Raw genomic sequence first — 21,230 nt, forward strand, 5'->3', positions numbered from 1 at the left:
GCCGCGCACGGCCGCAACATCATGCACGCCCTCACCGAACTCGCCACCGGCCGTCCCTGGCTACCCGCAACCGGAACGACCACCTGATCAGTCACGTCGGGCGTACTGGCTGTTCATGGCTGACGAAAGCGCTTGGCATGGATATCTTGGCGAGATGGACGGAGTGATCGTTGAGGCGGGCTCAGCGCCGGGTGTTTTTGTGGCGACCGATCCGCTGGGACGGCACGTCGCCACACTAGCCGGTGGCGTGTTGACCGTGCAGGACCTGGCCCGCGAATTGACCGAGGTCGTGTCGCAACCCATGCCGCCGCCGCGCCACCTCACGGTCCATCCCAGCGGAACGTCGATCGCGGTGCTGTCCGAACATTGGGAACTCGAGGTGTGGCGCCATGGTGAACGGGAGCGCGCCGTCCCCGTCGAGGCCTGCGACTGGCTCGCCTACACCGCCAGCGGTGCACACCTGCTGCTCGGCGTGGCGGGTGAGCCGGCCCGACTGCACCTGCACGATGCGGTCACGCTCGACCGGCTTGATACCAGCGGGCCCCTGCATCTGGACGTGGACCCGTTGGCCGGATGGGGTGAGGGTGCCGAGGTTACGCACGCCTCGTCGGCGGTGGGCTTCGCCGCGAACGTTGGTGACGATCCGCAGGTCCTCGCCGTCGCCGAGGTCCGCGACAGCCGGCTGCGGGTGCACGGTGCGGACGCCGGCCAGGTGTACGCGCGGCACATCCCCGGCGAATGCGTCAACGGCATCGGGCTCAGCGAGCATGAGCTGTTTGCGCTCGACAACGATGGGACCATCACCGCGTTCGCATGGCAGGCGCCGGAGGTTACCTACCGGTGGGTCGCCAGCGGCATCGAGCTGCTCGACGACGAGGATCTGCAGTTGGGCGGTGCGATGTTCACGCGTGACAGCACCGTGGCGCTAGATGTCGTACGGGACAACGAACTCGTCGCCGTCGCACTGGTCGATGCCGCGTCGGGACGGCGCGCCGGGCTGCTGGCCCCGTCAACGCACTGGCGGAACGAGCACGCCATCCTCGACAACGGCTTCCTGCGGCGCACCATCGACGACCGGACCTGGTTCGCCCGCGTGTGCTGACCAAGTAGGGCAACTGGTGGCCGTCCACCCACCTTCCGCCCGCAGTTACCGGCAGCGCAACACCATCGAACGGCTGATGAACCGGCGCAAGCAGTTCCGCGCCGTGGCCACCAGGTACGACAAGCTCGCCTGCCGCTACCGGACCACCGTGCAGATCGCCGACATCCTCATCTGGCTACGCGCGAAACCGGCCGCCCGGGTCTGTCAAACGAACGGTGTAACCCGGGTTGTTGAGGGTTACTTTCGGCCTGCGGACAGGCGTCCTTCGAAGGCCATCTCGAAGGCGTTCAGGGCGGGTTTCCAGCGCATGGTCCATCGCCGACGGCCCTGCCCGGTCGGGTCCAGGCTCATCACCGCGAGGTAGACACACTTGAGGGCGGCGACCGCGCCTACGTGCACTGGGAATCCCCCACCGTCCGGCTCCTGCCCCGGCTGCTGGCCGGGCGCACCACCGGGCCGGTGTTCCTCGCCGACCGGCGCGCTCCCGCCGCCGGGCGCCGCGCCCCGGCCCTGGGCGACATCTGCCCGGACTCCGGCCGCGGCCGACTGTCCTACCCTCGCGCCGAGTACCTGTTCAAACAGGCATCCAAGCTCCACGACCCACACGGCACCGGATACACCCTCCACCAGCTACGCCACAGCGGCCTGACCCACCTCGCCGCCAAGGGCCGCAGCGCCGCCGAACTACAGGCCAAGTCCCGCCACCGGCACCTCGCCACGCTCGGCATCTACGTCCGGCTCGGCGAGGAGACCTCCGCCCGCATCACCGCCAAGAACGACGAGCACCACCGCCGACACCGGCGCTGACCTCGCATCCCACCTATTGGAACACGGAAAACGGCGAAGCAGCTCCACGGCAGCCCGCCGCCTTGAGCCAATCGCCCAGGTGCGGGCCTAGATCAACTGCTTAGCGTTGTTTTGTTTGGGAACTACGGGCGGCCCTCACCGTGGACACCAGCGACGGCTACCGGCCGGCCTCGACGACACCATCGACCGCCGCTGCGAGCGGGGTTTCGAACGGGATCCGTGGGCGCTACCGCAGTTGGCCGCGGCGGCGGGTCAGGTAGGCGGTTTCGGCGGTGTTGCCTGCCAGCTCGATGGCCTTGTCGTAGGCCGCGCGCGACTCCTGGCCGCGGCCCAGCCGGCGCAGCAGGTCGGCGCGGGTGGCGTGGTAGGCGTGATATCCGGCCAACCTGTGCTCAAGGCGGTCGACGGCCGCGAGTGCCACGTCCGGGCCGTCGAGCTCGGCGACCGCGATGGCGCGGTTGAGGGTGATGATCGGGGAGGGGTCGAGGCGGACGAGCTGGTCGTAGAGGGCGAGGACCTGTGACCAGTCGGTGTCGCGGATGTCGCGGGCGGAGGTGTGCACGGCGTTGATCGCGGCGAGGATCTGGTAGCGACCCGGAGCCACCCCGGCAGCGGCAGCGGCGAGGCGTTCACGCACCAGCCGATGGCCCTCGGCGATCAGCGCCTTGTCCCAGGCGCCACGGTCCTGCTCGCCGAGCGCGACCAGTTCACCGCTGGCCGAGACCCGGGCGGTGCGGCGGGCCTCGGAGAGGAGCATCAGCGCCAGCAGCCCGGCCACCTCGCCGTCGTCCGGAAGGAGGGCACGGATCAGGCGAGTGAGCCGGATCGCCTCGGCGGTCAGGTCGTGCCGTACCGGATCGGTGTCGGAGCCGGTCGCCAGGTAGCCCTCGTTGAAGACGAGAAAGAGGACGGCGAGCACGCCGGAGACGCGGGCCGGGAGATCCTCGGCGGAGGGCACCCGATAGGGGATGCGCGCCGCCTTGATCTTTGCCTTCGCGCGGGTGATCCGCTGCGCCATGGCACTCTCGGCCACCAGGAAGGCACGGGCGATCTCGGGAACGGTCAGACCGCCGACCATGCGCAGCGTCAACGCCAGGCGGGCTTCCATCGCCAGCGCCGGGTGACAGCAGGTGAAGATCAGCCGCAGCCGGTCGTCGTCGATGGCGCCGAGAGGCTCGGGTGGGGTGTTGTCGTACACCATCTGAGCCTCCTTGTGCTTGTCGTCGCGCTTGTTCTCGCGCCGGATCCGGTCGATGGCCTTGCGAACGGCGGTGGTGGTCAGCCAGGCGCCGGGGTTGGGCGGCACGCCGTCGGCCGGCCACCGCTCCACGGCGGTCGTGAACGCCTCGGCCGCTGCCTCCTCGGCGATGTCGAGGTCACCGAAGCGCCTGGTCAGGGCGGCGACCACCAGGGCCCACTCGTCGTGGTGGGCCCGGGTGATCGCCTCCCCGACGTCGCTCACCGGAACGGCCGCACCTCGATCTTCCGATCGCAGACCTTCGACGCCTCGGCGGCGAGCTTGAGCGCCACATCCAGATCCGGGGCCTCCCACACCCAGACGCCGGCGAGGTACTCCTTCGACTCCACGAAAGGCCCGTCGCTGAACACCGCCTGCTCGCCCCGGTTGTCGATGACCGTGGCCGCGTCGCTGTCCGCGAGTCCGCCCGCGAAAACCCAGTAGCCCTCGGCGATCAGTCGTTCGTTGAATGCGCTGATGGCAGGCTGTCTGTCCGTGCTGCCGGGATTGCTCTTGTCATCGATCACGGAAACCAGGTACCGCATCTGAAGATCATCTCCTGTGGTGTCGAGAAAGCGTGGTTCGGTGGTCCGGGACTTCAGGCCGTTGCATACCGCGGGCGCCCGACCGGCCGGTAGACCTGGATCGTCACGCCCTTCGAGTCGACCCGCGACTCGACCAGGTCGAGCGCAAGATCCGGGCCGGTCTCCGGGAACAGTCTCGCGCCCTGGCCGAGGATCACCGGGATCACGATCAGAGTCATCTCGTCGACCAGATCGTTCTCCAGCAGCCACCGGGTCAGGACGCCACTGCCGTGCACCTGCAGCTCACCCCCGGGCTTGGCCTTCAGCTCACTGATGGCCGCCGCGAGGTCACCGCGGAGAACGGTCGTGTCCTCCCAACGCGGCGCGGTGAGCGTGGTCGAGGCAACGTACTTGGGGGCCTCGTTCAAGGCCACGCCGATGGGATGTGCGCGCATCTGGTCGACTGATCCCCAGGAGCCGGCGAACAACTCGTAGGTGCGCCGGCCGAACAGGAACGCCTCGGCGCGCTGGTAGGTCTGCGTGATGAACGTCCTGGTCTCGTCGTCACCCGCCCCCCGGGCCCATCCGCCGCGCTCGAATCCGTTCCTGCGGTCATCCGACGCGGCGCCGTTTCCCTGCATCACTCCATCGAGGGTGACCTGGGTCATGGTCGTCAGCTTCATGATCGCGGTTCCTCTACCTCGGCGCCGCCCCTTGCGGGCGGCCTCACCCCTGCTACGAACACCACCGCCCCGATCCGACACCGCCACCCGGATTCTTTTGCAGAACGTTCCGGGACGCTGGTCGTCAGCGATCCGACAGCACGACAGTTTCGCGGCGACCGCGCTCCACTTCCTCAAGCGCGCCCAGTGCGGACGAGCTCGGCCTGTCTCCGGGCGGGGTCCGGTCGGCAGCCGAGGTAGGCGTCCAGCTCTGCGGCACCGGTGAGCATGGCGCGGCTACGGGCCGAGAGGCGGGCATGCCAGTCGCGCAGCATCGATTCAAGGGGTGCGACGCCTCCGGCGGAGCGCACTTGGACGATCAGCGGGGCGATCTGCTCCAGCAGGTAGCCGCCTCGTCTGAGCTGGTGGATGAGTAGGGCGTCGCGCACGTCGGCCGCGCTGTAGACCCGGTAGCCCGTCTGCGGGTCGCGGCGCGGTTGCATCAAGCCGGCGCGTTCCCACTTGCGCAGGGTGGCTGGGCGTATGCCGAGCCGCCTCGCCAGGGGGCCGACGAACGTGTCGCCGCGTTCCTGCGGTACGGGACTGAGGTCGCAGAGCGCGGCTTCGACGGCCTGGAGGGTGCGACGGTCGTCGAGAAGCTGGGCGTGACTCTCGTCGATGAGCCGCAGCGCGTCCTCGGTCGCGTCGCGGTTGATCGCCTGCATGATCGCTGCGGCCGTCTGGTGGCCGTGCCCGGCGACCAGGGCGAGGAACGCGCTCAGGGCGTGCGCGTGCAGCGGAGTGTAGGTGCGGTAGCCGTGCGGGGTGCGTTCGGCGTCCGGAAGGATGCCGGCCGCCTCGTAGTTCCTGATCGCCTGTGTGGACAGACCGTGCCGGCGCGCCAGGTCGACCGGCCTGAGCTGTCTGCCGTTTTGAAGGTTTTCCCTCACTGTCCTGCCGATGTCGAGGATAACTTTCAACCGTTGGTTCAACGATACCGTTGAGGGTATGACCACCGGTATCAAAGACATCGCTCATGTCGTTGACGCTGCCTCTGTCATGGGGCTGCTTCCGGCTCGGCCCCGACTGCTCGCCTTGGGCGAGCCCACCCACGGCGAGGACGTTCTGCTCGACGTGCGAAACGAGCTCTTCCGGCAACTCGTCGAGCGAGAGGGCTACCGGACGATCGCTATCGAGAGCGACTGTCTGATGGGCCTGGTGGTGGACGAGTACGTCACCTCGGGCACGGGCACCCTCGACGAGGCCATGGAGCGCGGCTTCAGCCACAGGTTCGGCGCGTCCGCAGCCAACCGCGAGCTGGTGAGCTGGATGCGCGCGTACAACGACGGACGGTCCGCGTCCGAGCGGCTGCGCTTCGCCGGTCTCGACGGCCCGCTGGAGATCACCGGCGCCGCGAGCCCCCGGCAGGCCCTCACCGCACTCCACGCCTACCTCACCGCCCGGGTTGACGCCGACCTGCTTCCCTGCACCCCGGAGACGCTCGACAGCCTGATCGGCGCCGACGACCGGTGGACCAATCCCGCCGCGATGATGGACCCGTCCCAGTCCGTGGGGCAGACGCCCGAGGCCAAACAGCTGCGGCTGCTCGCCGACGACCTGGTAGCCCTGCTCGACGCGCAGGCGCCACACCTGATCGCGGCGTCCGCGCCGGACGACTGGGACCGGGCACGCATGTACGGGCGTACCGCCACCGGGCTGCTGAGGTACCACTTCTGGATGGCCGACACGTCACCGAGTCGTATGGCGCGGCTGCTGGGCGCGCGGGCTTCGATGATGGCCGCCAACCTGCTCGCCATCGCCGAGCGCGGTCCGGCGCTGGTGCACGCCCACAACGGGCATCTGCAGCGGGACAAGAGCAGGATGCAGATGGGCGGCCTGCCGGTGGAATGGTGGAGCGCCGGGGCGATCGTCAGCACCCGACTGGGCGACGGGTACGCCTTCCTGGCCACGGCCCTCGGCACGATCCGCCACCGCGGCGTGGACACCCCACCCCCGGACACCATCGAAGGGCTCCTGTACGCGCTCCCGGAGGACCGACACGTCGTCGACGCCCGCCGGCTGGCCGTCGCCCTCGACGACGTGACGCCCGCTCCCCGCGTGTCCCCCTGGTTCGGCTACTCCCCGCTCGACCCGGCCCACCTGGCAAGCATTGACGGGATCGTGTTCGTCAAGGACGCCCCCGCGGGGCGAACGTGGTGGCCGGTGGCGTGAGCATCGACAGGTCGTCGACGGTCCAGGTGGCGACCGGGCGTCCGGGACCGCCTCGACGGTTCACCGGGGTCAGCCCGACGTTGCCGCCATCGGCGACCAGCCCGGCGCCTGCCATGATCGGTTTGTGGATGTTACGGCGCAGTGGGTGCGGACATCGTGGACCAAGCGGTCCCGGGGTGGGCCAGCGGCGGCGCGTCGGAACGCGGCGCCGGTGGGTTTCGTTCTGCCGACGCTCAGGTGCCCCGCCGTCCACGAGGTGTTGATGGACGAGGCGCGCGGATTCGAGCCGCGGGAGTCGTCGCGGGACGGGCAGCCGGACCGGGCCGACGACGGTGGACGTCTTCACGGGGAATCCGACTCGTCTCGTCGATGAGCGTGGGCTGTTGCGTTAGCCGGCGTCATGCCGGCCCGGCGTGTCGGTTCCCGATGTCGCCGGCCGCGTGGTCGTTCTTCCGGAAACCGTCGAGGTAGGTCTCGATGGTTTCGTGTTGCGCGGCACGTGCGGTGTCTCCTCGCCCTCGGCGGGCCTGCCCCTACGGCAGACCCGCCGAGGCCAACCCGCGGTGCGACACCCCGAGGCGGAACGCGCCGGCCGGCCCGGTCCGGTCAGGACGGGGTGCGGCGGGCCCGGTGGTTGGCGTGCTTGCGGACCGCGAAGTCGTACGCGTCGGCCAGCAGCGTGGACACCGTGCCCAGGGTCGCCTCGCCGGGGTTCACCACGCACACCCAGTGCTGCGCCGCGTAGACCGGATGCGGCAGCACGACGTCCGTCGCCGCGTGGCCGACGCGCGCGTCCGTCTCTCCGTGCTCGCCCCGCGTCGACGGGGCCCCGAACAGGGCCGCGTACCCGGACCGGGTCAACCCGATGTTGAGCCGCCAGAAGCCCGGCCGGCTCAACGCGGAGGCGGTGTCGTAGTGGTCGCCGGTCACGATCGTCGCGAACGGCAACTGCCGCTCGGCCGGCAGGTCCCGTTGCGGGTCGTAGAGGAAGAAGGTGTCCCCGTTCGCCTCGGGTGCGGTCACCCCGGCGAAGGTCCGGCAGATGTAGCCCTTCATTTCGTCGATGTCCATGCCTCAAGTTTTTCATTGAAATGCTTATTGAGGCATGCGCACTATTTGTCCATATTTGTAACGCTGAACCCTCAACTCGGGGCGCAACCCCGCCGTGCGTCTGAGCGACCGCGCGCCCCCGGCGGCGGGCGAGGCCGCCGGGGGCGCGCCACCACGGGCGGCCGCTAGCCGGTCGCGTCGAGGACGGGGATGAGCTGCTCCTCCTCGTACGCCAGATGGGCCTCGAGTTCGGTGGTGAGCCGCGCGACCTCCCGGCGGACCTCGGCCGGGTCGGCGTCGGGAGCGCCGACGACCCGCTGGAGGCGTGCGACGAGCGCCGCGATCCGTTGGTGTTCCTCGCGCAGCCGCGCCAGGGTCGCGGCGAGGTCGGGGCGCTGCCCGTCGAGGGCGGTGAACATGCCCTCGTCCTCGTTGGTGTGGTGGTGGTGCAGGCCCTGGCAGACAGTCAGGCAGTTCACCCGCAGCTGCGCGCCCAGGCCCGCACCGGAGCGGTCGACCTCGTCGCGGATCAGCGCGAGTTCCCGCCGGAACGCGTCGTGGACCAGTTTGAGCGCCGCGCCCCAGGACGGCGCGTTCGGCGGCCCGCCCGCCACCTGGTGCAACGCCAGCACCGGTATCACCCGCGACGTCTTCGCCTGGTACGCGGCCCAGCCCGGGTCGGCCTCCACGGCCCGGGCGAAGACCGCGTCGCGTTCGTCCCCGGTCAGCACCTCCGCGCGCGCCTGGTAGGTGAAGACGCCGTCCTCCACGGTGGCGAGCGGGTCGGCGCGCAGGTTGTGGTACCAGTCCGGGTGCTTCGGGCCGCCCCCGGCGGAGGCGATGACCAGGATGCGGTCCGAGTCGGGCAGGTAGCCGACGGGGGTGGTGTGCGGGGCTCCGGAGCGGGCCCCGGTGGTGGTGAGCAGGATGAGCCGGGCGCCCTCGAAGGGGCCGCCGACGCGGCCGGCGTTGGCGCGGAACTCGTCGATGATCTGCTGGTTGAAGTCGTTGGGCATGCGCTGCTTTCTGCTGGGCAGGAGGAGTGTGGCCACAGTGGATCGCCCGTCCGGCGACCGGTGGCGGCGAAGGTGGAGTCGCGCCGGCGTACGGCCGGCGTGGACGGTGGGAAGGGCGCGCGAGGCGGTGGACGCGACGTCGACACCGGAAGATGTGGCGCATCGGCGGGCCGCGGGCCCGCCCCCGGCTCACCGGATGGCCGGGTGCCCTGTCCGCTCGTGGCCCATGGCCGACCCGGCAGTCACGGGTCCGACCCTAGCGGCCCGCGACGGCCGAGGGCAACGATGTTCGGTTGCGCGGTGCGTGGGGTGCTGGCACGGTCGGGGAATGATCGAACTGACCGGTGCCGACGTGGACCGCGCGGTGACCGAGATGAGCGCCGTCCTCGGCCCGCACACCGGACGGGACTGGAGCGTGCCCGCCGGCGGGTTGGAGTGGAGTTGCTGGACCACCGCCGCGCACGTGGCGCACGACCTGCTGGCGTACGCCGGTCAGGTCACCGGGCGACCCGATGCGGCATACCTGCCGTTCGACCTGGTCGTCTCCCCCGCCGCCGGGCCGACGGAGGTGCTGCGGGTCGTCGCCGCCTGCGGTGGGCTGCTGCGGCTGGCGGTCGACGCCGCCGCGCCGCAGACGCGAGCCTGGCACTTCGGCCCGTGCGACCCGGCGGGCTTCGCCGCGATGGGGGTGGCGGAGACGCTGCTGCACACCGACGACATCGCCCGTGGTCTCGGCGTGCCGTGGCAGCCGCCGGAGCGGCTCAGCGCCGGCGTCGTGCGTCGGCTCTTCCCGGACGCCCCCGCCGGGCCGGCGCCGCAGGTGCTGCGGTGGCTGACCGGCCGCGGTGAGCTGCCCGGCCGGCCGCGGCGCACTTCGTGGTCGTGGCAGGCCGCGGTGGCGTGACGCGGGCTACGCCGCCCGGCGGCGCCAGGGCGGGCGCCAGGCCCGACGGGGCCTGGCGCGCGGCGGGGCGGGCGGCGCGGGCGGCGGTGCCGGCGCGGCGGCGAGGTGTCGCTCGGCTTGCCAGCGGCGTACGACGTCGTCGGTGTTGACGGGCCGCACGGTGACCCGCGGGCCGGTGGGCATGCGCAGCCAGGCGATGATCTGGGCGTTCAGGTCGGCGACGAAGGCGCGCACCGACTCCTCGGTGGGCAGGTCGCGCACCTCGTCGGGCACCTGCTCGACGCGGCGGCGCAGTTGCAGCGGGGTCGGCAGCAGCAGGTCGGTCGGGAGCTTCTCCCGTTCCAGGAAGCTCTTGATCCACCACGACTCGTCGTACGGCTCGCCGCGGCCCGGGATCGGCTTGCCCGCGCCGGGCAGGTTGTCGAACTCGCCCTGCTCCTGGGCCGCGCGGATCCGCGCCTCGACCGTCGCTTCCCAGCTGTCCGCCCGCCGACACCTCCCCGGCCCACGGTAACGCGGCCCCCGCTGTCGGGGCCGCCGGAAGGAACAGCGCGGTGGCGGTGCCGGGCATTCCCGGCGGTCAGGCCCAGCGGGCGTGCCGGTGGCCGTCGCGGGGAAACGGCGGGCGGGCCGCCAGCACCTCCTGGAAGCGGTAGCCGGCCTTCTCGGCGACGCGGCAGGACGCCGGGTTGTCGACCTGGTGCATCAGGTCCAGCCGCCGCAGGCCGGCGAACCGGGCGAACGCCCAGCCGGTGACCGCGTCCAGGGCGTGCGGGGCGATGCCCCGGCCCCGGGCGGGCGCGGCCGTCCAGTAGCCGACCTCGGCGTCCCCGCGCCCCGCGGCGACGTTCTTGAGCACCACCTGGGCGACCAGGGTCTCGCCGGCGGGGTGCGGCTCGACCACGGCGAAGCTGAACCGGCAGCCGTCGTCCCAGTCGCGTCGGGCCGCGGCCACGAAGCGGCGCGCCTCGGTGGTCGTGGTCACCGGCGCCCGGGTCCAGCGGAGCAGCACCGGGTCCCGGTACGCCGCCACCAGGGCGTCGGCGTCGTCGTCGCGCCAGGGCCGCAACGACAGTTCCGGCAGGGTCGGGGTGGCCGGTGCGCGCAACATCGGCCCAGTCTCCCCGTTGCGGCCGCCGCCGTGGGGCGCGGTCGGGCATCCCCACGCGCTGCCGGCCGGTCGCGCCGCCGATGTCGGGCGGCGGGCTCGGCCCGGCCGTACCCCGAGTTTGCCGTTCCAGCAACGATGTTTGCCGCCTTCGTCGCTCCCGGCGGACAGTCGCGTCGGCGGCGGGCGTGGGACCCGCCGACGACGGAGGGAGAGTTCCGTGCGTGAGACGTACGACGTGGTGGTCGTGGGCGGCGGCGCGGCCGGGCTGAGCGGGGCGCTGGCCCTGACCCGGGCCCGCCGCTCGGTGCTGGTCGTGGACGCGGGCGAGCCGCGCAACGCGCCGGCCGGGCACGTGCACAACTACCTGACCCGCGAGGGCACGCCACCGGGCGAGCTGCTGACGGCCGGCCGGGCCGAGGTGGCCGGATACGGCGGGGAGTTCGTCCACGGCGCCGTCCGCTCGGCGGCACCGCGCGACGGCGGCGGCTTCCGCGTGGCCCTCGCCGACGGCCGCACGGTCGACGCCCGGCGGCTGCTGGTGACCACCGGCCTGGTCGACGAGCTGCCCGACGTGCCGGGGCTGGCCGAACGGTGGGGCCACGACGTGCTGCACTGCCCGTACTGCCACGGGTGGGAGGCGCGCGACGAGCCGCTGGTGGTGCTGGCCACCGGCCCGCTGGCCGCGCACCAGGCGCTGCTGTGGCGGCACTGGAGCGCCGACGTGACGGTCGTGCGGCACACCCCGCACGCGTTCACCGCCGAGGAGGACGAGCAGCTCGCGGCCCGCGGCGTACGGGTGGTCGACGGTCCCGTCGCCGCGCTCGAGGTCGCCGGTGACGCGCTCACCGGCGTGCGGCTGGCCGGCGGCGAGGTGCTGCCGTGCGGGGCGGTGGTGGTGGCTCCCCGCTTCCACGCCCGCGCCGACGTGCTGGCGTCGCTCGGCCTCGCGGCGGTGGAGCAGGAGATGGGCGGCCAGGTGATCGGCAGCGCCGTCCCGTCCGACCCGACGGGGGCGACCGCGGTACCCGGCGTGTGGGTGGCCGGCAACGTCACGGACCCGCGCGCCCAGGTGGTCACCTCCGTGTCCGCCGGTCTGGCGGCCGGCGCGGCGATCAACGCCGACCTGGTCGCCGAGGAGACCCGCGCGGCCGTCGCGGCCCGCCGGGTGCCCGATGCCGGACGCCGGCCGGCGGAGGTCCGGGCGTAGGGTCGGCGGCAGCCGAGTGGGACGGGACGGGGGGCGACATGGTCGGTACGGGTGCGCTCGTGGGTGTCGCGCTGGTGGCCCTGGGGCTGGTGCTGACCCCCGGCCCGAACATGGTCTACCTGGTCTCCCGGTCGGTGACCCAGGGCCGACGGGCCGGGCTGGTCTCGCTGCTCGGCGTCGCCGCCGGCTTCGGCGTCTACCTGGTCGCCGCGGTCGCCGGCATCGCCACGGTGTTCGTGCTGGTGCCCGCCCTCTACACGGCGGTCAAGCTGGCCGGGGCGGCGTACCTGCTGTGGCTGGCCTGGCAGGCGCTGCGCCCCGGCGGGCAGTCGCCGTTCACGCCGGCGCCGCTGCCGCCCGACCCGGCCCGGCGGCTGTTCACCATGGGCCTGGTCACCAACCTGCTCAACCCGAAGATCGCGATCCTGTACGTGTCGCTGCTGCCGCAGTTCATCGACCCGGCCCGGGGTCACGTCGCGGCGCAGAGCCTGGTGCTGGGGCTGACCCAGATCGCGGTGGCGCTCACGGTGAACGCGCTGATCGTGCTCACCGCGGGCGCGCTCGCCGGGTTCTTCGCCCGCCGGCCGCTCTGGCTGCGGGTGCAGCGGCTGCTGACGGGCACGGTCCTGGCGGCGCTGGCGGTGCGGATCGCCGCCGACCGGTCCCGCGCCGCCGTCGCCATGCCCTGACGCCGCACCCCGACGTCGCCGCCGCCCGACGTGCCGTGCCCACCGCCGACGCGCTGGGCAGGTAGCCGGGGCGCTGACGGCCCGTTCAGAGCGCGTCGGGCTGGTCGAGTGCCGGGTGCCGCTCGCCGGGTGGGGCGTGCCAGGTGGGAGCGTCCTCGCGCAGGGTGGTGTCGATGCGCAGCCGCGCCCAGTCGTCGAGCTCAGGCAGGTCGGCCGGGTCGAACCAGCCCACCTCGAGGGACTCGTCGTCGTTGACCCGCGGTTCGCCGCCCACCGCGTGGCACCGGAACCACACGTTCAGGTACTCGCAGGCGTCGCCGTTGGGGTAGACGACCGGGTGTGTGGCGACGCCGCCGACCCGGTCGATGCGTACGTGCACGCCGGTCTCCTCGTACACCTCCCGCAGGAGGGTGTCGGCGGGCTGCTCGCCGGGGTCGATGAGGCCGGCGGGCAGGGACCAGCGGCCGTTGTCGGCGCGGCGGGCCAGCAGCACCCGACCGGCGTCGTCGCGGACGACCGCGCTGACGCCGGGCAGCAGGAGCAGGTCCGTGCCGACGTGGGCGCGCAGCTTCGCAACATACGGGGAGACTGCCACACCGGACACGCTAGTCGGCGTCGGCGCGGTGCCGACGGACCATCCCTCGCGGGGGTCGGCCGCTGCGCCGGCGGGGGTCGGGCGGCGCAGTAGACTCCGCCCTCGATGGACGCCCAGCCCGCCGCCGCCGACACCCGCCCCTGCGCCCACTGTGGTCGGGAGGTGCCGCAGCGCGTCGGCGCCGGCCGACCGTTCCGCTACTGCCGCGACAACGACGGCGCCTGCCAGCGGGCCTCACGCAACAGCCGGATGCGGCACCGCAACGCCCCCGGCCTGCCCGGCCAGGTGGCCCGCACCTGGGAGGCCGTGGACCGGCTGGAGCAGGTCGCGGAGACCCTCGCCGAGGCGTTGCACGCCGAGCTGTCCCCGGTCGGCGTGGAACGCCAGCTGGCGCAGGCCCGCGCCGACGCGGCGACCCAGGTGGCGGCGGCGCAGACCGAACGGGACGAGGCCCGCCGCGACGCCGAGGACGCCGCCGCGGCGGCCGTCCGGGCCCGCGAGGAGGCCCGGTCGGCCGCCGCCGAGCGGGACGCCGCCCGCGAGGAGGCCCGACGCGCCGCCGAGCAGGCCACGACGGCGGCCGAGCGCGCCGACCGGGCCGAGGCGGCCCGCGACGAGGCCCGCCGGCAGGCCAGCGCCGCGGAGGCGCTGCGGACACAGGCCGAACGCGACCGCGACGCGGCCCGCCACGAGCTGCGTGCCCTGCGCGCCGACCTGGACACCGAGCGCCGCCGGGCCGCCGACCTGGCGGGCGAGCGGGACGCCGCCCGTGGCGACGCCGACCGGGCGGCCCGCGCCGCCACGGAGGCGCTCGACCGGGCGCAGCGCCTGCACGCCGACGCCGACGCCGCCCGGGACCGGGCCGACCGGGCGCGCGAGCAGGCCGACCAGGCGCGGGCCGAGGCCGAGGCGGCCCGGACGGCGGCCGCCGAGGCGGCGCGGGCCCGGCAGGAGGCCGAGGCGGCCCGCGCGCACGCCGGGGCGGAGGCCGACCGCGCCCGAGCGGAACTGGTCGCGCTCGCCGGCCGCCACGACACGCTGGGCGCGGAGCTGGCCGCCGCGCGGGATGCCGCCACCGCCGCGCAGGGCCGGCTCGACGAGCTGGCGGTACGGCTGCGCGCCGCCGAGACCGACCGCGACGAGGCGCACCGGCGGGTGGCCCAGCTCGCCGAGCAGGTGGGCCACCTCGCCGCCGCCCTGGCCCACCTCGGCCCCCGCGACGCGGGCCCGCCGTCCACCTGAACCCGCCCCGACGGTCCGGGTTGGCCCGACCGGCCGACGGTCTGCGCTGGCCCGACTCCGGCGGGGCCGCGGGCCGGCACGCCCTGCCCGGGTGAAGGCGCGCCCCGCCGTCCGGGCGGGACGACGGTGTCCGGGGTGTGGGACGCCACCGACGGCGGGGCAACGGCGACAGTCACGACGGGACGATGATGGCCGGGTGGGAAAGACACACGAACGCATCGAGGGCCGGCTGCGCACGTTCATCGAGGAGCAGCCGCTGTTCTTCACCGCCACCGCGCCGCTGTCCGGCGACGGCACCATCAACCTGTCCCCCAAGGGCCTGCGCGGCTCCTGGGCGGTGCTCGACGCGCACACCGTGGCGTACCTGGACTTCGCCGGCAGCAACGCCGAGACGATCGCGCACCTGCGGGAGAACGGCCGGATCACGCTGATGTGGTGCGCGTTCCAGGGGCCGCCGAACATCGTCCGGGTGCACGGGCGCGGTGAGCCGGTGTTCCGCGACGACCCCCGCTGGGCCGAGCTGACGGGCCACTTCCCGGACGTCGACACCAGCGTGCACGGCCTGCGGGCGATCATCGTGGTGCGCGCCGAGCTGATCCGCGACACCTGCGGCTACGCGGTGCCGTTCATGACCTACGACGCCGACCGTGACCTGCACGGCAAGCGGTTCGCCCGGGAGGACGACGCCTCACTGAGCGACTACTTCGCCGGCAAGGAGCACATCGCCCGCAGCATCGACGGGCTGCCCGGCCTGCCGCTGCCGCTGCCCCCGACCCCGGCCGCCTGACCCCGCCGCCGCACGCCCGGTCCCGGCCGTGCCGGGCCCCGGCGGGTGACTCTGCCGCCGCGCGCCCGGTTTCGGCCCGCGCCGGCCTGGCGTGCGGCCCGGCTGTCCGGCGGCGCCAGCCGGCCTGCCGTGGCCGCCCGGGTCAGTGGATGCCGGCCATCAGGCCCCGGATGTGCCGGGCGAACATCACCGCGCCGAGCCCGAGGGCCGCCGAGGCCAGGCCGAACGTGAGGAAGTACGTCGGCTCGGGCCAGGTGTCGGCGAGCCGGGCCACCTGCCCGCCGATCGCGTCGCCGACGGCGGTGGCGAGGAACCACAGCCCCATCATCTGGCTGGCGTACTTGACCGGCGCCAGCTTGGTGGTGGCGGACAGGCCGACGGGGCTCAGCGACAGCTCGCCGGCGACCTGGATGGCGTACACGGCCACGAGCCACCACGGCGAGACCAGGTCGCCGCCGACGGCGGCCTGGGCGGCGGCGGCCATCAGCACGAACGACAGGCCGTTGAGCACCAGGCCCACGGCGAACTTCACCGGGGTGGAGACCCGGTGGCCCAGCCGCAGCCAGAGCAGCGCGAACAGCGGCGCCCCGATGATGATCAGGATCGGGTTGACCGACTGGAGCCACGACGCGGGGAAGGTGAACCCGGCGACGTCGCGGTCGGTGTTGTCGGCGGCGAAGATGTTCAGCACCGACCCGGCCTGGTCGTAGATCAGCCAGAACGCGGCGGCGAAGACGAACAGCCACACGTACGCCTTCATCCGGCTGCGTTCGGTGGCGCTCAGCTCCCGGTCCACCATGATCCGCACGAAGTACCCGATGGTGATCAGTACGGTGGCGGCGGCGAGCAGGTTGACCACGGTGTCGACGGTGAACGCCCCGGCCACGGCGAGGACGACGACCGCGAGCACGACCAGGGCGGTGACCGCGCCGACGCGGGTCAGCGCGCGGCGGCGGTCGGCGCCGAGCAGCGGGTCGGCGGGCCGCGCGCCCGCGTCGCCGAGGTTGCGCCGGCCCAGCACGTACTGCAGCACGCCGAAGGTCATGCCGATCGCGGCGGCCCCGAAACCCAGATGCCAGTTGACCTTCTCGCCGAGGAAGCCGGTGACCAGTGGGGCGGCGAACCCCCCGATGTTGATGCCCATGTAGAAGATCGAGAAGCCGGCGTCGCGGCGCGGGGAGTCCCGGTCGTAGAGGTCGCCGACCATCGTCGAGATGTTGGGCTTGAGCAGTCCCGTGCCGACGACGATCAGCGCCATGCCCGCGAAGACGCTCCACCGCGTCGGGATCGCCATCACGTAGTGCCCGGCGGCGATGACCACCCCGCCCCACAGGACGCTGCGGCGGGCGCCGATGAGCCGGTCGGCGACCCAGCCGCCCGGCAGCGCCATCAGGTAGACCATCGCGTTGTAGGTGCCGTAGACGGCACTGGCGCTGGCCTCGCCCATCGCCTGCCCGTCGTCGGCCACGGACGCGGTCAGGTACAGCACCAGGATCGCCCGCATGCCGTAGAAGCTGAACCGCTCCCACATCTCGGTGAGGAAGAGGGTGGACAGCGCCCGCGGGTGCCCGAAGAACGTCCGCCCGGAGGGCGGGCGGGACTGCGCCGGCGCGTCACCCACCATCGCAACCTCCGCTCCGCTCGGGCGGTTAACATCCCCGTTGGCAACGGAAACACTCCACCCAACCGACCCGGCCGGGGACGACCCCGCCGGGCGGCTGGCATGGCCGGCTACCCTTGTTCAGGCTCGCCCGGCGGCGCGGCAGCGCCCGGGGCGGGAATGGCCCGGCGGGAACGGACCGTTACACAGAGAAGACCAGCACCACCAACGAGGGGAAGTCGATCATGGGCGAGCGTATGCTGCGCGGAAGCCGTCTGGGCGCGGTGAGCTACGAATCCGACCGCAACACGGAGCTCGCGCCGCGTCAGACCCGCGAGTACCTCTGCGCCAAGGGTCACCAGTTCGAGGTGCCGTTCGCCGTCGACGCCGAGGTCCCCACGACCTGGGAGTGCAAGTTCGACGGCAGCGTCGCCCGGCTGGTCGACGGCAGCGAGCCGGAGCAGAAGAAGGCCAAGCCGCCGCGTACCCACTGGGACATGCTGCTGGAGCGGCGCTCCATCGCCGAGCTGGAGGACATCCTCGCCGAGCGGCTGCAGGAGGTTCGCACCCGCCGCGGCCGCGCCTGACCGCACACGCCACGGCGCCCCGGGAGCCACGCTCCCGGGGCGCCGTCGTGTCTGAGCCCGTTGCGGGCCGGACGTCCTCGGGCCCGTTCCGGCCGCCGTCCGGGACAGGTCCGGTGCCCGGATCAGTTCCGGCCGGGCTCGACGATCTCGCCCTCGATGGCCCGGCCCCCGTCGACCACGGTCGGCGGCTCGGCCGTCGGGCGCGGCGCGGGCTGCGGGGCGCCCCGGCGCACCCGTACCCGGCGGGGCCCGAACAGGTCACCGGCGACCATCGACGACACCCGGCGCTCCGCGGCACGCTGCACGCCGCCGCGGGCCAGCCGACGCACCGGCGGCACCAGCAGCAACAGCCCCACCAGGCCACTGACCAGGCCGGGGGTCGCCAGCAGCAGCGCGCCAACCAGCCCGACGAGACCGTCGGTGACCTGCCGTCCCGGCGGCTGGCCGGCCTCCGCGGCGGCCCGGAAGCCACGCCAGGCGCGCATCCCCTCCCGGCGCAGCAGCACCAACCCGAGCAGCGACACCGCGAACACCGCCAGCAGCGCCGAGCCGAACCCGATCGCCCGGCCCACCACGACGAACACCGCCAGCTCCAGCAGCACCGCGAGCAACAGGCCCAGCGGCACGTACCTCAGTCCTCGGCGCATCTCACCTCATCCGCCATCCGCGGCGCGGTCGGTCCGCGCAGGCACTTCGTCCAGCATGACACGCCGACGCTCAGGGCCACCGCACCTGACCGTCGGGGGTGCCGTGCAGGCCCCGCCGCACCGCCAGCCGCCGGTCCTGCAGACCCCACGCGGTGATCCGCCACAGCGCCTCCGCCACGATCAGCGGGCTCATCTTGCTGCTGCCGCGTTCCCGCTCGGCGAACGTGATCGGCACCTCGACGATGCGCGCCCCGGCCCGGTGCGCCAGCCGCGACAGCTCCACCTGGAACGAGTAGCCCTGCGAACACACCGACCCCAGGTCGATCTCGTCCAGGGCGGACAGCCGGTACACCCGGTAACCGCCGGTGGCGTCGGACACCGGCATGCCCAGCGCCAGCCGCGCGTACAGGTTGCCGCAGCGCGACAGCAGCAGCCGCCGCAGCGGCCAGTTCACCACCCGCGCGCCGGTGGTCCACCGGGAGCCGATCACCACGTCGGCGTCGCGGGCGGCCGCCAGCAGCGTGGGCAGGTCCTCGGGGGCGTGCGAGCCGTCGGCGTCCATCTCCACCACGGCGTCGAAACCACGCTCGCGGGCCCACGCGAACCCCGCCAGGTACGCCGCGCCGAGGCCCTGCTTGCCCTCGCGGTGCAGCACGTGCACGTGCGGGTCGGCGGCGGCCAGGGCGTCGGCGACCGCGCCGGTGCCGTCGGGGCTGTTGTCGTCGGCGACGAGGATTTCCACGGCCGGGGCGGCGCGGCGCACGCGCGCCACGATCGGCGCCACGTTGTCGGCCTCGTCGTAGGTCGGGATCACCACGAGCACCCGACCCAGCCCGGGGTGGCCGGCGCGTGGCCCTCGGGTGTCGGTCGTCTCGCCCACCGTCGCTTCCCCTCCGCCGGATTGCCGGCTGGTGTCATCCGGCGCGGTGCCGGCGGCGCAGCACGGCCGCGCCGACCAGGGCCGCCACCGCCAGGGTGGCCAGCGCCGCCTCCGGCCACAGGCCGACCCGGGTGGCCAGGGTGCGCCCGTCGTCCAGGCGCAGCTGCCGCACCACGACCGCGCGGGTGTTGAACCCGGTGGCGTCGCTTACCCGCCCGTCGGGGGCAACGAACCCGGACACTCCGACCGTGGAGGCCATCAACGCCGGCCGGCCGTGCTCGACGGCCCGCAGCCGCACCATGGCCAGCTGCTGCCGCGCCTCCGCCACGTCGAAGGTGGCGTTGTTGGTCTGCACCACCAGCAGCTGCGCCCCGCCGGTGACGGTGTCGCGGACCACCTCGTCGTAGGCGACCTCGAAGCAGATCACGTCGCCGAGCACGGCCGGGCCGGCGCGCAGCACGCCCGGCTCGGTGCCGGGCACGAAGTCGGCCCGCACCCGGTCCACCTGCTTGCTGACCATCCGGGCGAGGTCGCGCATCGGCACGTACTCGGCGAACGGCACCGGATGCCGCTTGGTGTAGACCTGCTCCAGGTCGGGGCCGGTGCCGGGCCGCCAGAGGATGCCGGCGTTGCGGACCTCGCCGTCGCCGGGGCCGCGCAGCACCGCGCCGACCAGGATCGGCGCGCCGATCGCGTCGGCGGCCCGGGAGATCAGGGCGCCGGCGTCGGCGTCGCGCAGCGGGTCGATGTCGCTGGCGTTCTCCGGCCACACCACCAGGTCGGGGCGGCGCTGGGCGCCGGCGGCGACCTGCTCGGCCAGCTCGACGGTGGCGTCGACGTGGTTGCCGAGCACCGCCTTGCGTTGGGCGTTGAAGTCCAGCCCCAGCCGGGGCACGTTGCCCTGCACGATCGCCACGGTGGCGGTGTCGCCGCCCCCGGCGGCGGCCACCGGCACCAGCAGCCCGGCGACGGGCACCGCGACCGCGCCGGCGGTCAGCCCGGCGATCGGCACCCAGTGTCGCCGTCCGTCCCACGGCCGCCACAGCGCCGCGACGAGCAGCCCCCCGGTCAGCGCCACCGCGAACGTCACCAGTGGCGCGCCGCCCAGCGCGGCCAGCCGCAGCAGCGGCGAGTCGTCCTGGCTGAACGCCAGCCGCCCCCACGGGAACCCGCCGAACGGGGTGCGGTCGCGCAGCGCCTCCTGCCCCACCCACAGCACGCCGGTCAGCGCCGGCCAGGACCACCGGAGGCGGTCGGCCAGTGGGGAGGCGTACGCGCTCGCCGCGCCCAGCAGCGCCAGGTAGGCGGCCTGCAACAGCGACAGCAGCGTCCACGGCAGGTAACCGGTGTGCAGGTTCGTCCAGCTCAGCAGCGGCGCGAACAGCGCCACCCCGGTCAGGAAGCCCAGCCCGGCGCCGGCCCGGACACGGCGGCGGTGCGTCGCCGCGGCCAGCAGCGCCACGCCGACCGGCGCGAGCGGCCACACCCCGTACGGGGGGAACGCCGCCAGCAGCGCCAGCCCGGCGGCCACCACCATCGGCGCGGCCACCCGCAGCGGCAGCGCCCGCGGCGCCACGTCGGGCACGCGCGGGGCGTCGGCGCGCGGCTGGCTGTTGTCCACGGTCGTCATGGGCACCTCACCTCGATCACAGAGCGGAAGGCTACCCGGCGGCCGGCGCGGCACCGGCGTCGCCGGTGGCCGTCGGGCGGGTGAAGCAGCCGAGGAATCGTTCGGCGATCCGCCGCTCGCCGGTGACGCGCAGCGTGCCGTGGTGTTCCGCCTCGTCGCGGGGCCGGTAGCCGAACACGACCTCCAGCAGGGTGCGCGGGTCGGTGTCGACGACGGCGGCGCAGCGCTCGCCGCCGTCCCGCCTGATCCGCAGCCCGGCCCGGTCGGCCTCGGCGACGAACCGGTCGGCGCCCAACCGCAGCGCCACCGGCGCCACCGGCTCGCCGGCGGGGCCCGGGTCGTACGTGGTGCGCAGGGCGAGCATGAGGGCGTCGACGCTCAACCGACCGGTGGCGGGCAGCGGCTGCCGGCTGCCCCACCGCCCCAGCGCCAGCAGGCTCTCCTCCAACTCCCGGCCCCGCGGGGTGAGTTCGTACACGCGGGCGCTGGCCGGGGGGCCCAGGGTGCGGCGGGTCACCACGCCGGCCCGTTCCAGCTCGCGTAGCCGCGCGGACAGCACGTTCTGGCTCATCGTCGGCAGACCACGGCTGAGGTCGGAGAAGCGCTTCGGCCCGAGCAGCAGCTCCCGCACGACCAGCAGCGCCCACCGTTCGCCGACCACCGCCAGCGCGCGGGCCAGCCCGCACAGATCGTCGTAGGAGCGCACCCGCCCAGGGTAGCC

At 73.7% G+C, this 21,230-nt stretch carries 23 protein-coding genes and 2 pseudogenes; 10 read left to right on the forward strand and 15 right to left on the reverse strand.

Annotation, left to right across the window (positions count from 1 at the left end):
• The first annotated feature begins 154 nt into the window (after positions 1 to 154).
• Positions 155 to 1,102 (forward strand): hypothetical protein, encoded by a 948-nt coding sequence (locus AB0G14_RS17895; RefSeq protein ID WP_357698587.1) that lies wholly within the window; start codon positions 155 to 157, stop codon positions 1,100 to 1,102.
• Positions 1,103 to 1,148: 46 nt separating this feature from the next.
• Positions 1,149 to 1,283, forward strand: a pseudogene (locus AB0G14_RS17900) (IS5/IS1182 family transposase); the annotation flags it as partial.
• 56 nt (positions 1,284 to 1,339) lie between these two features.
• Here AB0G14_RS17900 and AB0G14_RS17905 read toward each other — a convergent pair.
• Positions 1,340 to 1,483: pseudogene (locus AB0G14_RS17905) on the reverse strand (IS256 family transposase); the annotation flags it as partial.
• Between the two features lie 12 nt (positions 1,484 to 1,495).
• Between AB0G14_RS17905 and AB0G14_RS17910 the strand changes: the two are divergent.
• The gene (locus AB0G14_RS17910; protein WP_357698589.1) at positions 1,496 to 1,909 is read left to right on the forward strand and encodes a site-specific integrase; all 414 of its coding nucleotides are present in this window, start codon (positions 1,496 to 1,498) and stop codon (positions 1,907 to 1,909) included.
• Between the two features lie 226 nt (positions 1,910 to 2,135).
• On the opposite strand, the gene AB0G14_RS17915 is transcribed toward AB0G14_RS17910, so the two are convergent.
• Genes AB0G14_RS17915 through AB0G14_RS17930 form a run of 4 tightly spaced genes read right to left on the reverse strand, consistent with a single transcriptional unit; the run spans position 2,136 to position 5,363 of the window.
• On the reverse strand, positions 2,136 to 3,371 hold the full coding sequence (locus tag AB0G14_RS17915) for an RNA polymerase sigma factor (protein WP_357698591.1): 1,236 nt from the start codon (positions 3,369 to 3,371) through the stop codon (positions 2,136 to 2,138).
• Positions 3,368 to 3,691, reverse strand: a complete 324-nt coding sequence (locus AB0G14_RS17920) for a YciI family protein (RefSeq protein WP_357698594.1) — start codon at positions 3,689 to 3,691, stop codon at positions 3,368 to 3,370. Before AB0G14_RS17920 ends, AB0G14_RS17915 begins: the two co-directional genes overlap by 4 nt.
• Before the next feature lie 53 nt (positions 3,692 to 3,744).
• Positions 3,745 to 4,530, reverse strand: a complete 786-nt coding sequence (locus tag AB0G14_RS17925) for a dihydrofolate reductase family protein (RefSeq protein WP_357698597.1) — start codon at positions 4,528 to 4,530, stop codon at positions 3,745 to 3,747.
• Positions 4,527 to 5,363, reverse strand: coding sequence for a TioE family transcriptional regulator (locus tag AB0G14_RS17930; RefSeq protein ID WP_357698599.1), 837 nt, complete (start codon positions 5,361 to 5,363; stop codon positions 4,527 to 4,529). The genes AB0G14_RS17925 and AB0G14_RS17930 overlap by 4 nt, the downstream gene beginning before the upstream one ends.
• A 28-nt stretch (positions 5,364 to 5,391) precedes the next feature.
• Here AB0G14_RS17930 and AB0G14_RS17935 point away from each other — a divergent pair, with 28 nt between their 5' ends.
• Complete coding sequence (locus AB0G14_RS17935; protein ID WP_357698601.1) at positions 5,392 to 6,564, forward strand: erythromycin esterase family protein; 1,173 nt, start codon at positions 5,392 to 5,394, stop codon at positions 6,562 to 6,564.
• Positions 6,565 to 7,170: 606 nt separating this feature from the next.
• On the opposite strand, the gene AB0G14_RS17940 is transcribed toward AB0G14_RS17935, so the two are convergent.
• A complete protein-coding gene (locus AB0G14_RS17940) occupies positions 7,171 to 7,635 on the reverse strand; it encodes a DUF6194 family protein (RefSeq protein ID WP_357698603.1) in 465 nt (154 codons plus the stop codon).
• Between the two features lie 164 nt (positions 7,636 to 7,799).
• Positions 7,800 to 8,630, reverse strand: a complete 831-nt coding sequence (locus AB0G14_RS17945) for a nitroreductase/quinone reductase family protein (RefSeq protein ID WP_357698606.1) — start codon at positions 8,628 to 8,630, stop codon at positions 7,800 to 7,802.
• Between the two features lie 337 nt (positions 8,631 to 8,967).
• Between AB0G14_RS17945 and AB0G14_RS17950 the strand changes: the two genes are divergently transcribed.
• On the forward strand, positions 8,968 to 9,534 hold the full coding sequence (locus tag AB0G14_RS17950) for a maleylpyruvate isomerase N-terminal domain-containing protein (protein ID WP_357698761.1): 567 nt from the start codon (positions 8,968 to 8,970) through the stop codon (positions 9,532 to 9,534).
• Positions 9,535 to 9,540: 6 nt separating this feature from the next.
• Here AB0G14_RS17950 and AB0G14_RS17955 read toward each other — a convergent pair whose 3' ends face one another.
• Together AB0G14_RS17955 and AB0G14_RS17960 are read right to left on the reverse strand one after the other, a co-directional pair.
• Entirely contained in the window at positions 9,541 to 9,987 is a 447-nt protein-coding gene (locus AB0G14_RS17955) for a DUF1992 domain-containing protein (RefSeq protein WP_357698763.1), read from the reverse strand.
• A gap of 127 nt (positions 9,988 to 10,114) precedes the next feature.
• Positions 10,115 to 10,645 carry a GNAT family protein gene (locus AB0G14_RS17960; RefSeq protein WP_357698608.1) on the reverse strand — a complete coding sequence of 177 codons (531 nt, stop codon included), beginning with the start codon at positions 10,643 to 10,645 and terminating at the stop codon, positions 10,115 to 10,117.
• 217 nt (positions 10,646 to 10,862) lie between these two features.
• Here AB0G14_RS17960 and AB0G14_RS17965 point away from each other — a divergent pair, with 217 nt between their 5' ends.
• Positions 10,863 to 11,852, forward strand: coding sequence for an NAD(P)/FAD-dependent oxidoreductase (locus AB0G14_RS17965; protein WP_357698611.1), 990 nt, complete (start codon positions 10,863 to 10,865; stop codon positions 11,850 to 11,852).
• Positions 11,853 to 11,890: 38 nt separating this feature from the next.
• Positions 11,891 to 12,541 carry a LysE family translocator gene (locus AB0G14_RS17970; RefSeq protein ID WP_357698613.1) on the forward strand — a complete coding sequence of 217 codons (651 nt, stop codon included), beginning with the start codon at positions 11,891 to 11,893 and terminating at the stop codon, positions 12,539 to 12,541.
• Between the two features lie 85 nt (positions 12,542 to 12,626).
• Here AB0G14_RS17970 and AB0G14_RS17975 read toward each other — a convergent pair whose 3' ends face one another.
• Positions 12,627 to 13,136, reverse strand: coding sequence for an NUDIX domain-containing protein (locus AB0G14_RS17975; protein ID WP_357698616.1), 510 nt, complete (start codon positions 13,134 to 13,136; stop codon positions 12,627 to 12,629).
• 105 nt (positions 13,137 to 13,241) lie between these two features.
• Between AB0G14_RS17975 and AB0G14_RS17980 the strand changes: the two genes are divergently transcribed.
• Together AB0G14_RS17980 and AB0G14_RS17985 are read left to right on the forward strand one after the other, a co-directional pair.
• Positions 13,242 to 14,378 (forward strand): hypothetical protein, encoded by a 1,137-nt coding sequence (locus tag AB0G14_RS17980; protein ID WP_357698618.1) that lies wholly within the window; start codon positions 13,242 to 13,244, stop codon positions 14,376 to 14,378.
• 196 nt (positions 14,379 to 14,574) lie between these two features.
• On the forward strand, positions 14,575 to 15,165 hold the full coding sequence (locus AB0G14_RS17985; protein WP_357698621.1) for a pyridoxamine 5'-phosphate oxidase family protein: 591 nt from the start codon (positions 14,575 to 14,577) through the stop codon (positions 15,163 to 15,165).
• Between the two features lie 142 nt (positions 15,166 to 15,307).
• Here the strand turns inward: AB0G14_RS17985 and AB0G14_RS17990 are convergent, their stop codons facing one another.
• The gene (locus AB0G14_RS17990) at positions 15,308 to 16,789 is read right to left on the reverse strand and encodes a peptide MFS transporter (protein ID WP_357698623.1); all 1,482 of its coding nucleotides are present in this window, start codon (positions 16,787 to 16,789) and stop codon (positions 15,308 to 15,310) included.
• Between the two features lie 221 nt (positions 16,790 to 17,010).
• Here AB0G14_RS17990 and AB0G14_RS17995 point away from each other — a divergent pair, with 221 nt between their 5' ends.
• Positions 17,011 to 17,352 (forward strand): RNA polymerase-binding protein RbpA, encoded by a 342-nt coding sequence (locus AB0G14_RS17995; protein ID WP_046564157.1) that lies wholly within the window; start codon positions 17,011 to 17,013, stop codon positions 17,350 to 17,352.
• A 122-nt stretch (positions 17,353 to 17,474) separates the two neighbouring features.
• Here AB0G14_RS17995 and AB0G14_RS18000 read toward each other — a convergent pair whose 3' ends face one another.
• The 4 genes from AB0G14_RS18000 to AB0G14_RS18015 all read right to left on the reverse strand — a co-directional run bounded on the left by AB0G14_RS18000 (position 17,475) and on the right by AB0G14_RS18015 (position 21,215).
• Positions 17,475 to 17,999: an FxsA family protein gene (locus AB0G14_RS18000; protein WP_357698626.1), complete on the reverse strand. Its 525-nt coding sequence runs from the start codon at positions 17,997 to 17,999 to the stop codon at positions 17,475 to 17,477.
• 70 nt (positions 18,000 to 18,069) lie between these two features.
• Positions 18,070 to 18,879, reverse strand: coding sequence for a polyprenol monophosphomannose synthase (locus AB0G14_RS18005; protein WP_357698628.1), 810 nt, complete (start codon positions 18,877 to 18,879; stop codon positions 18,070 to 18,072).
• Between the two features lie 34 nt (positions 18,880 to 18,913).
• Positions 18,914 to 20,509: an apolipoprotein N-acyltransferase gene (gene lnt / locus AB0G14_RS18010; protein WP_357698630.1), complete on the reverse strand. Its 1,596-nt coding sequence runs from the start codon at positions 20,507 to 20,509 to the stop codon at positions 18,914 to 18,916.
• Between the two features lie 31 nt (positions 20,510 to 20,540).
• A complete protein-coding gene (locus AB0G14_RS18015) occupies positions 20,541 to 21,215 on the reverse strand; it encodes a helix-turn-helix domain-containing protein (RefSeq protein ID WP_357698632.1) in 675 nt (224 codons plus the stop codon).
• Positions 21,216 to 21,230 lie beyond the last annotated feature (15 nt).

Origin of the sequence: Micromonospora sp. NPDC023814, from assembly GCF_040639595.1 — a bacterium.
GTDB lineage: Bacteria > Actinomycetota > Actinomycetes > Mycobacteriales > Micromonosporaceae > Micromonospora.

Excerpts from the sequence above, each read along its gene's own strand:
- AB0G14_RS17995 (WP_046564157.1), top strand. The coding sequence starts at position 17,011 with ATGGGCGAGCGTATGCTGCGCGGAAGCCGTCTGGGCGCGGTGAGCTAC.
- AB0G14_RS17935 (WP_357698601.1), top strand. The coding sequence starts at position 5,392 with ATGGGGCTGCTTCCGGCTCGGCCCCGACTGCTCGCCTTGGGCGAGCCC.
- AB0G14_RS18000 (WP_357698626.1), bottom strand. The coding sequence starts at position 17,999 with ATGCGCCGAGGACTGAGGTACGTGCCGCTGGGCCTGTTGCTCGCGGTG.
- AB0G14_RS17920 (WP_357698594.1), bottom strand. The coding sequence starts at position 3,691 with ATGCGGTACCTGGTTTCCGTGATCGATGACAAGAGCAATCCCGGCAGC.
- AB0G14_RS17990 (WP_357698623.1), bottom strand. The coding sequence starts at position 16,789 with ATGGTGGGTGACGCGCCGGCGCAGTCCCGCCCGCCCTCCGGGCGGACG.
- AB0G14_RS17960 (WP_357698608.1), bottom strand. The coding sequence starts at position 10,645 with ATGTTGCGCGCACCGGCCACCCCGACCCTGCCGGAACTGTCGTTGCGG.
- lnt (WP_357698630.1), bottom strand. The coding sequence starts at position 20,509 with ATGACGACCGTGGACAACAGCCAGCCGCGCGCCGACGCCCCGCGCGTG.
- AB0G14_RS17940 (WP_357698603.1), bottom strand. The coding sequence starts at position 7,635 with ATGGACATCGACGAAATGAAGGGCTACATCTGCCGGACCTTCGCCGGG.
- AB0G14_RS17895 (WP_357698587.1), top strand. The coding sequence starts at position 155 with ATGGACGGAGTGATCGTTGAGGCGGGCTCAGCGCCGGGTGTTTTTGTG.
- AB0G14_RS17945 (WP_357698606.1), bottom strand. The coding sequence starts at position 8,630 with ATGCCCAACGACTTCAACCAGCAGATCATCGACGAGTTCCGCGCCAAC.
- AB0G14_RS17980 (WP_357698618.1), top strand. The coding sequence starts at position 13,242 with ATGGACGCCCAGCCCGCCGCCGCCGACACCCGCCCCTGCGCCCACTGT.
- AB0G14_RS17930 (WP_357698599.1), bottom strand. The coding sequence starts at position 5,363 with ATGTCTTTGATACCGGTGGTCATACCCTCAACGGTATCGTTGAACCAA.
- AB0G14_RS17970 (WP_357698613.1), top strand. The coding sequence starts at position 11,891 with ATGGTCGGTACGGGTGCGCTCGTGGGTGTCGCGCTGGTGGCCCTGGGG.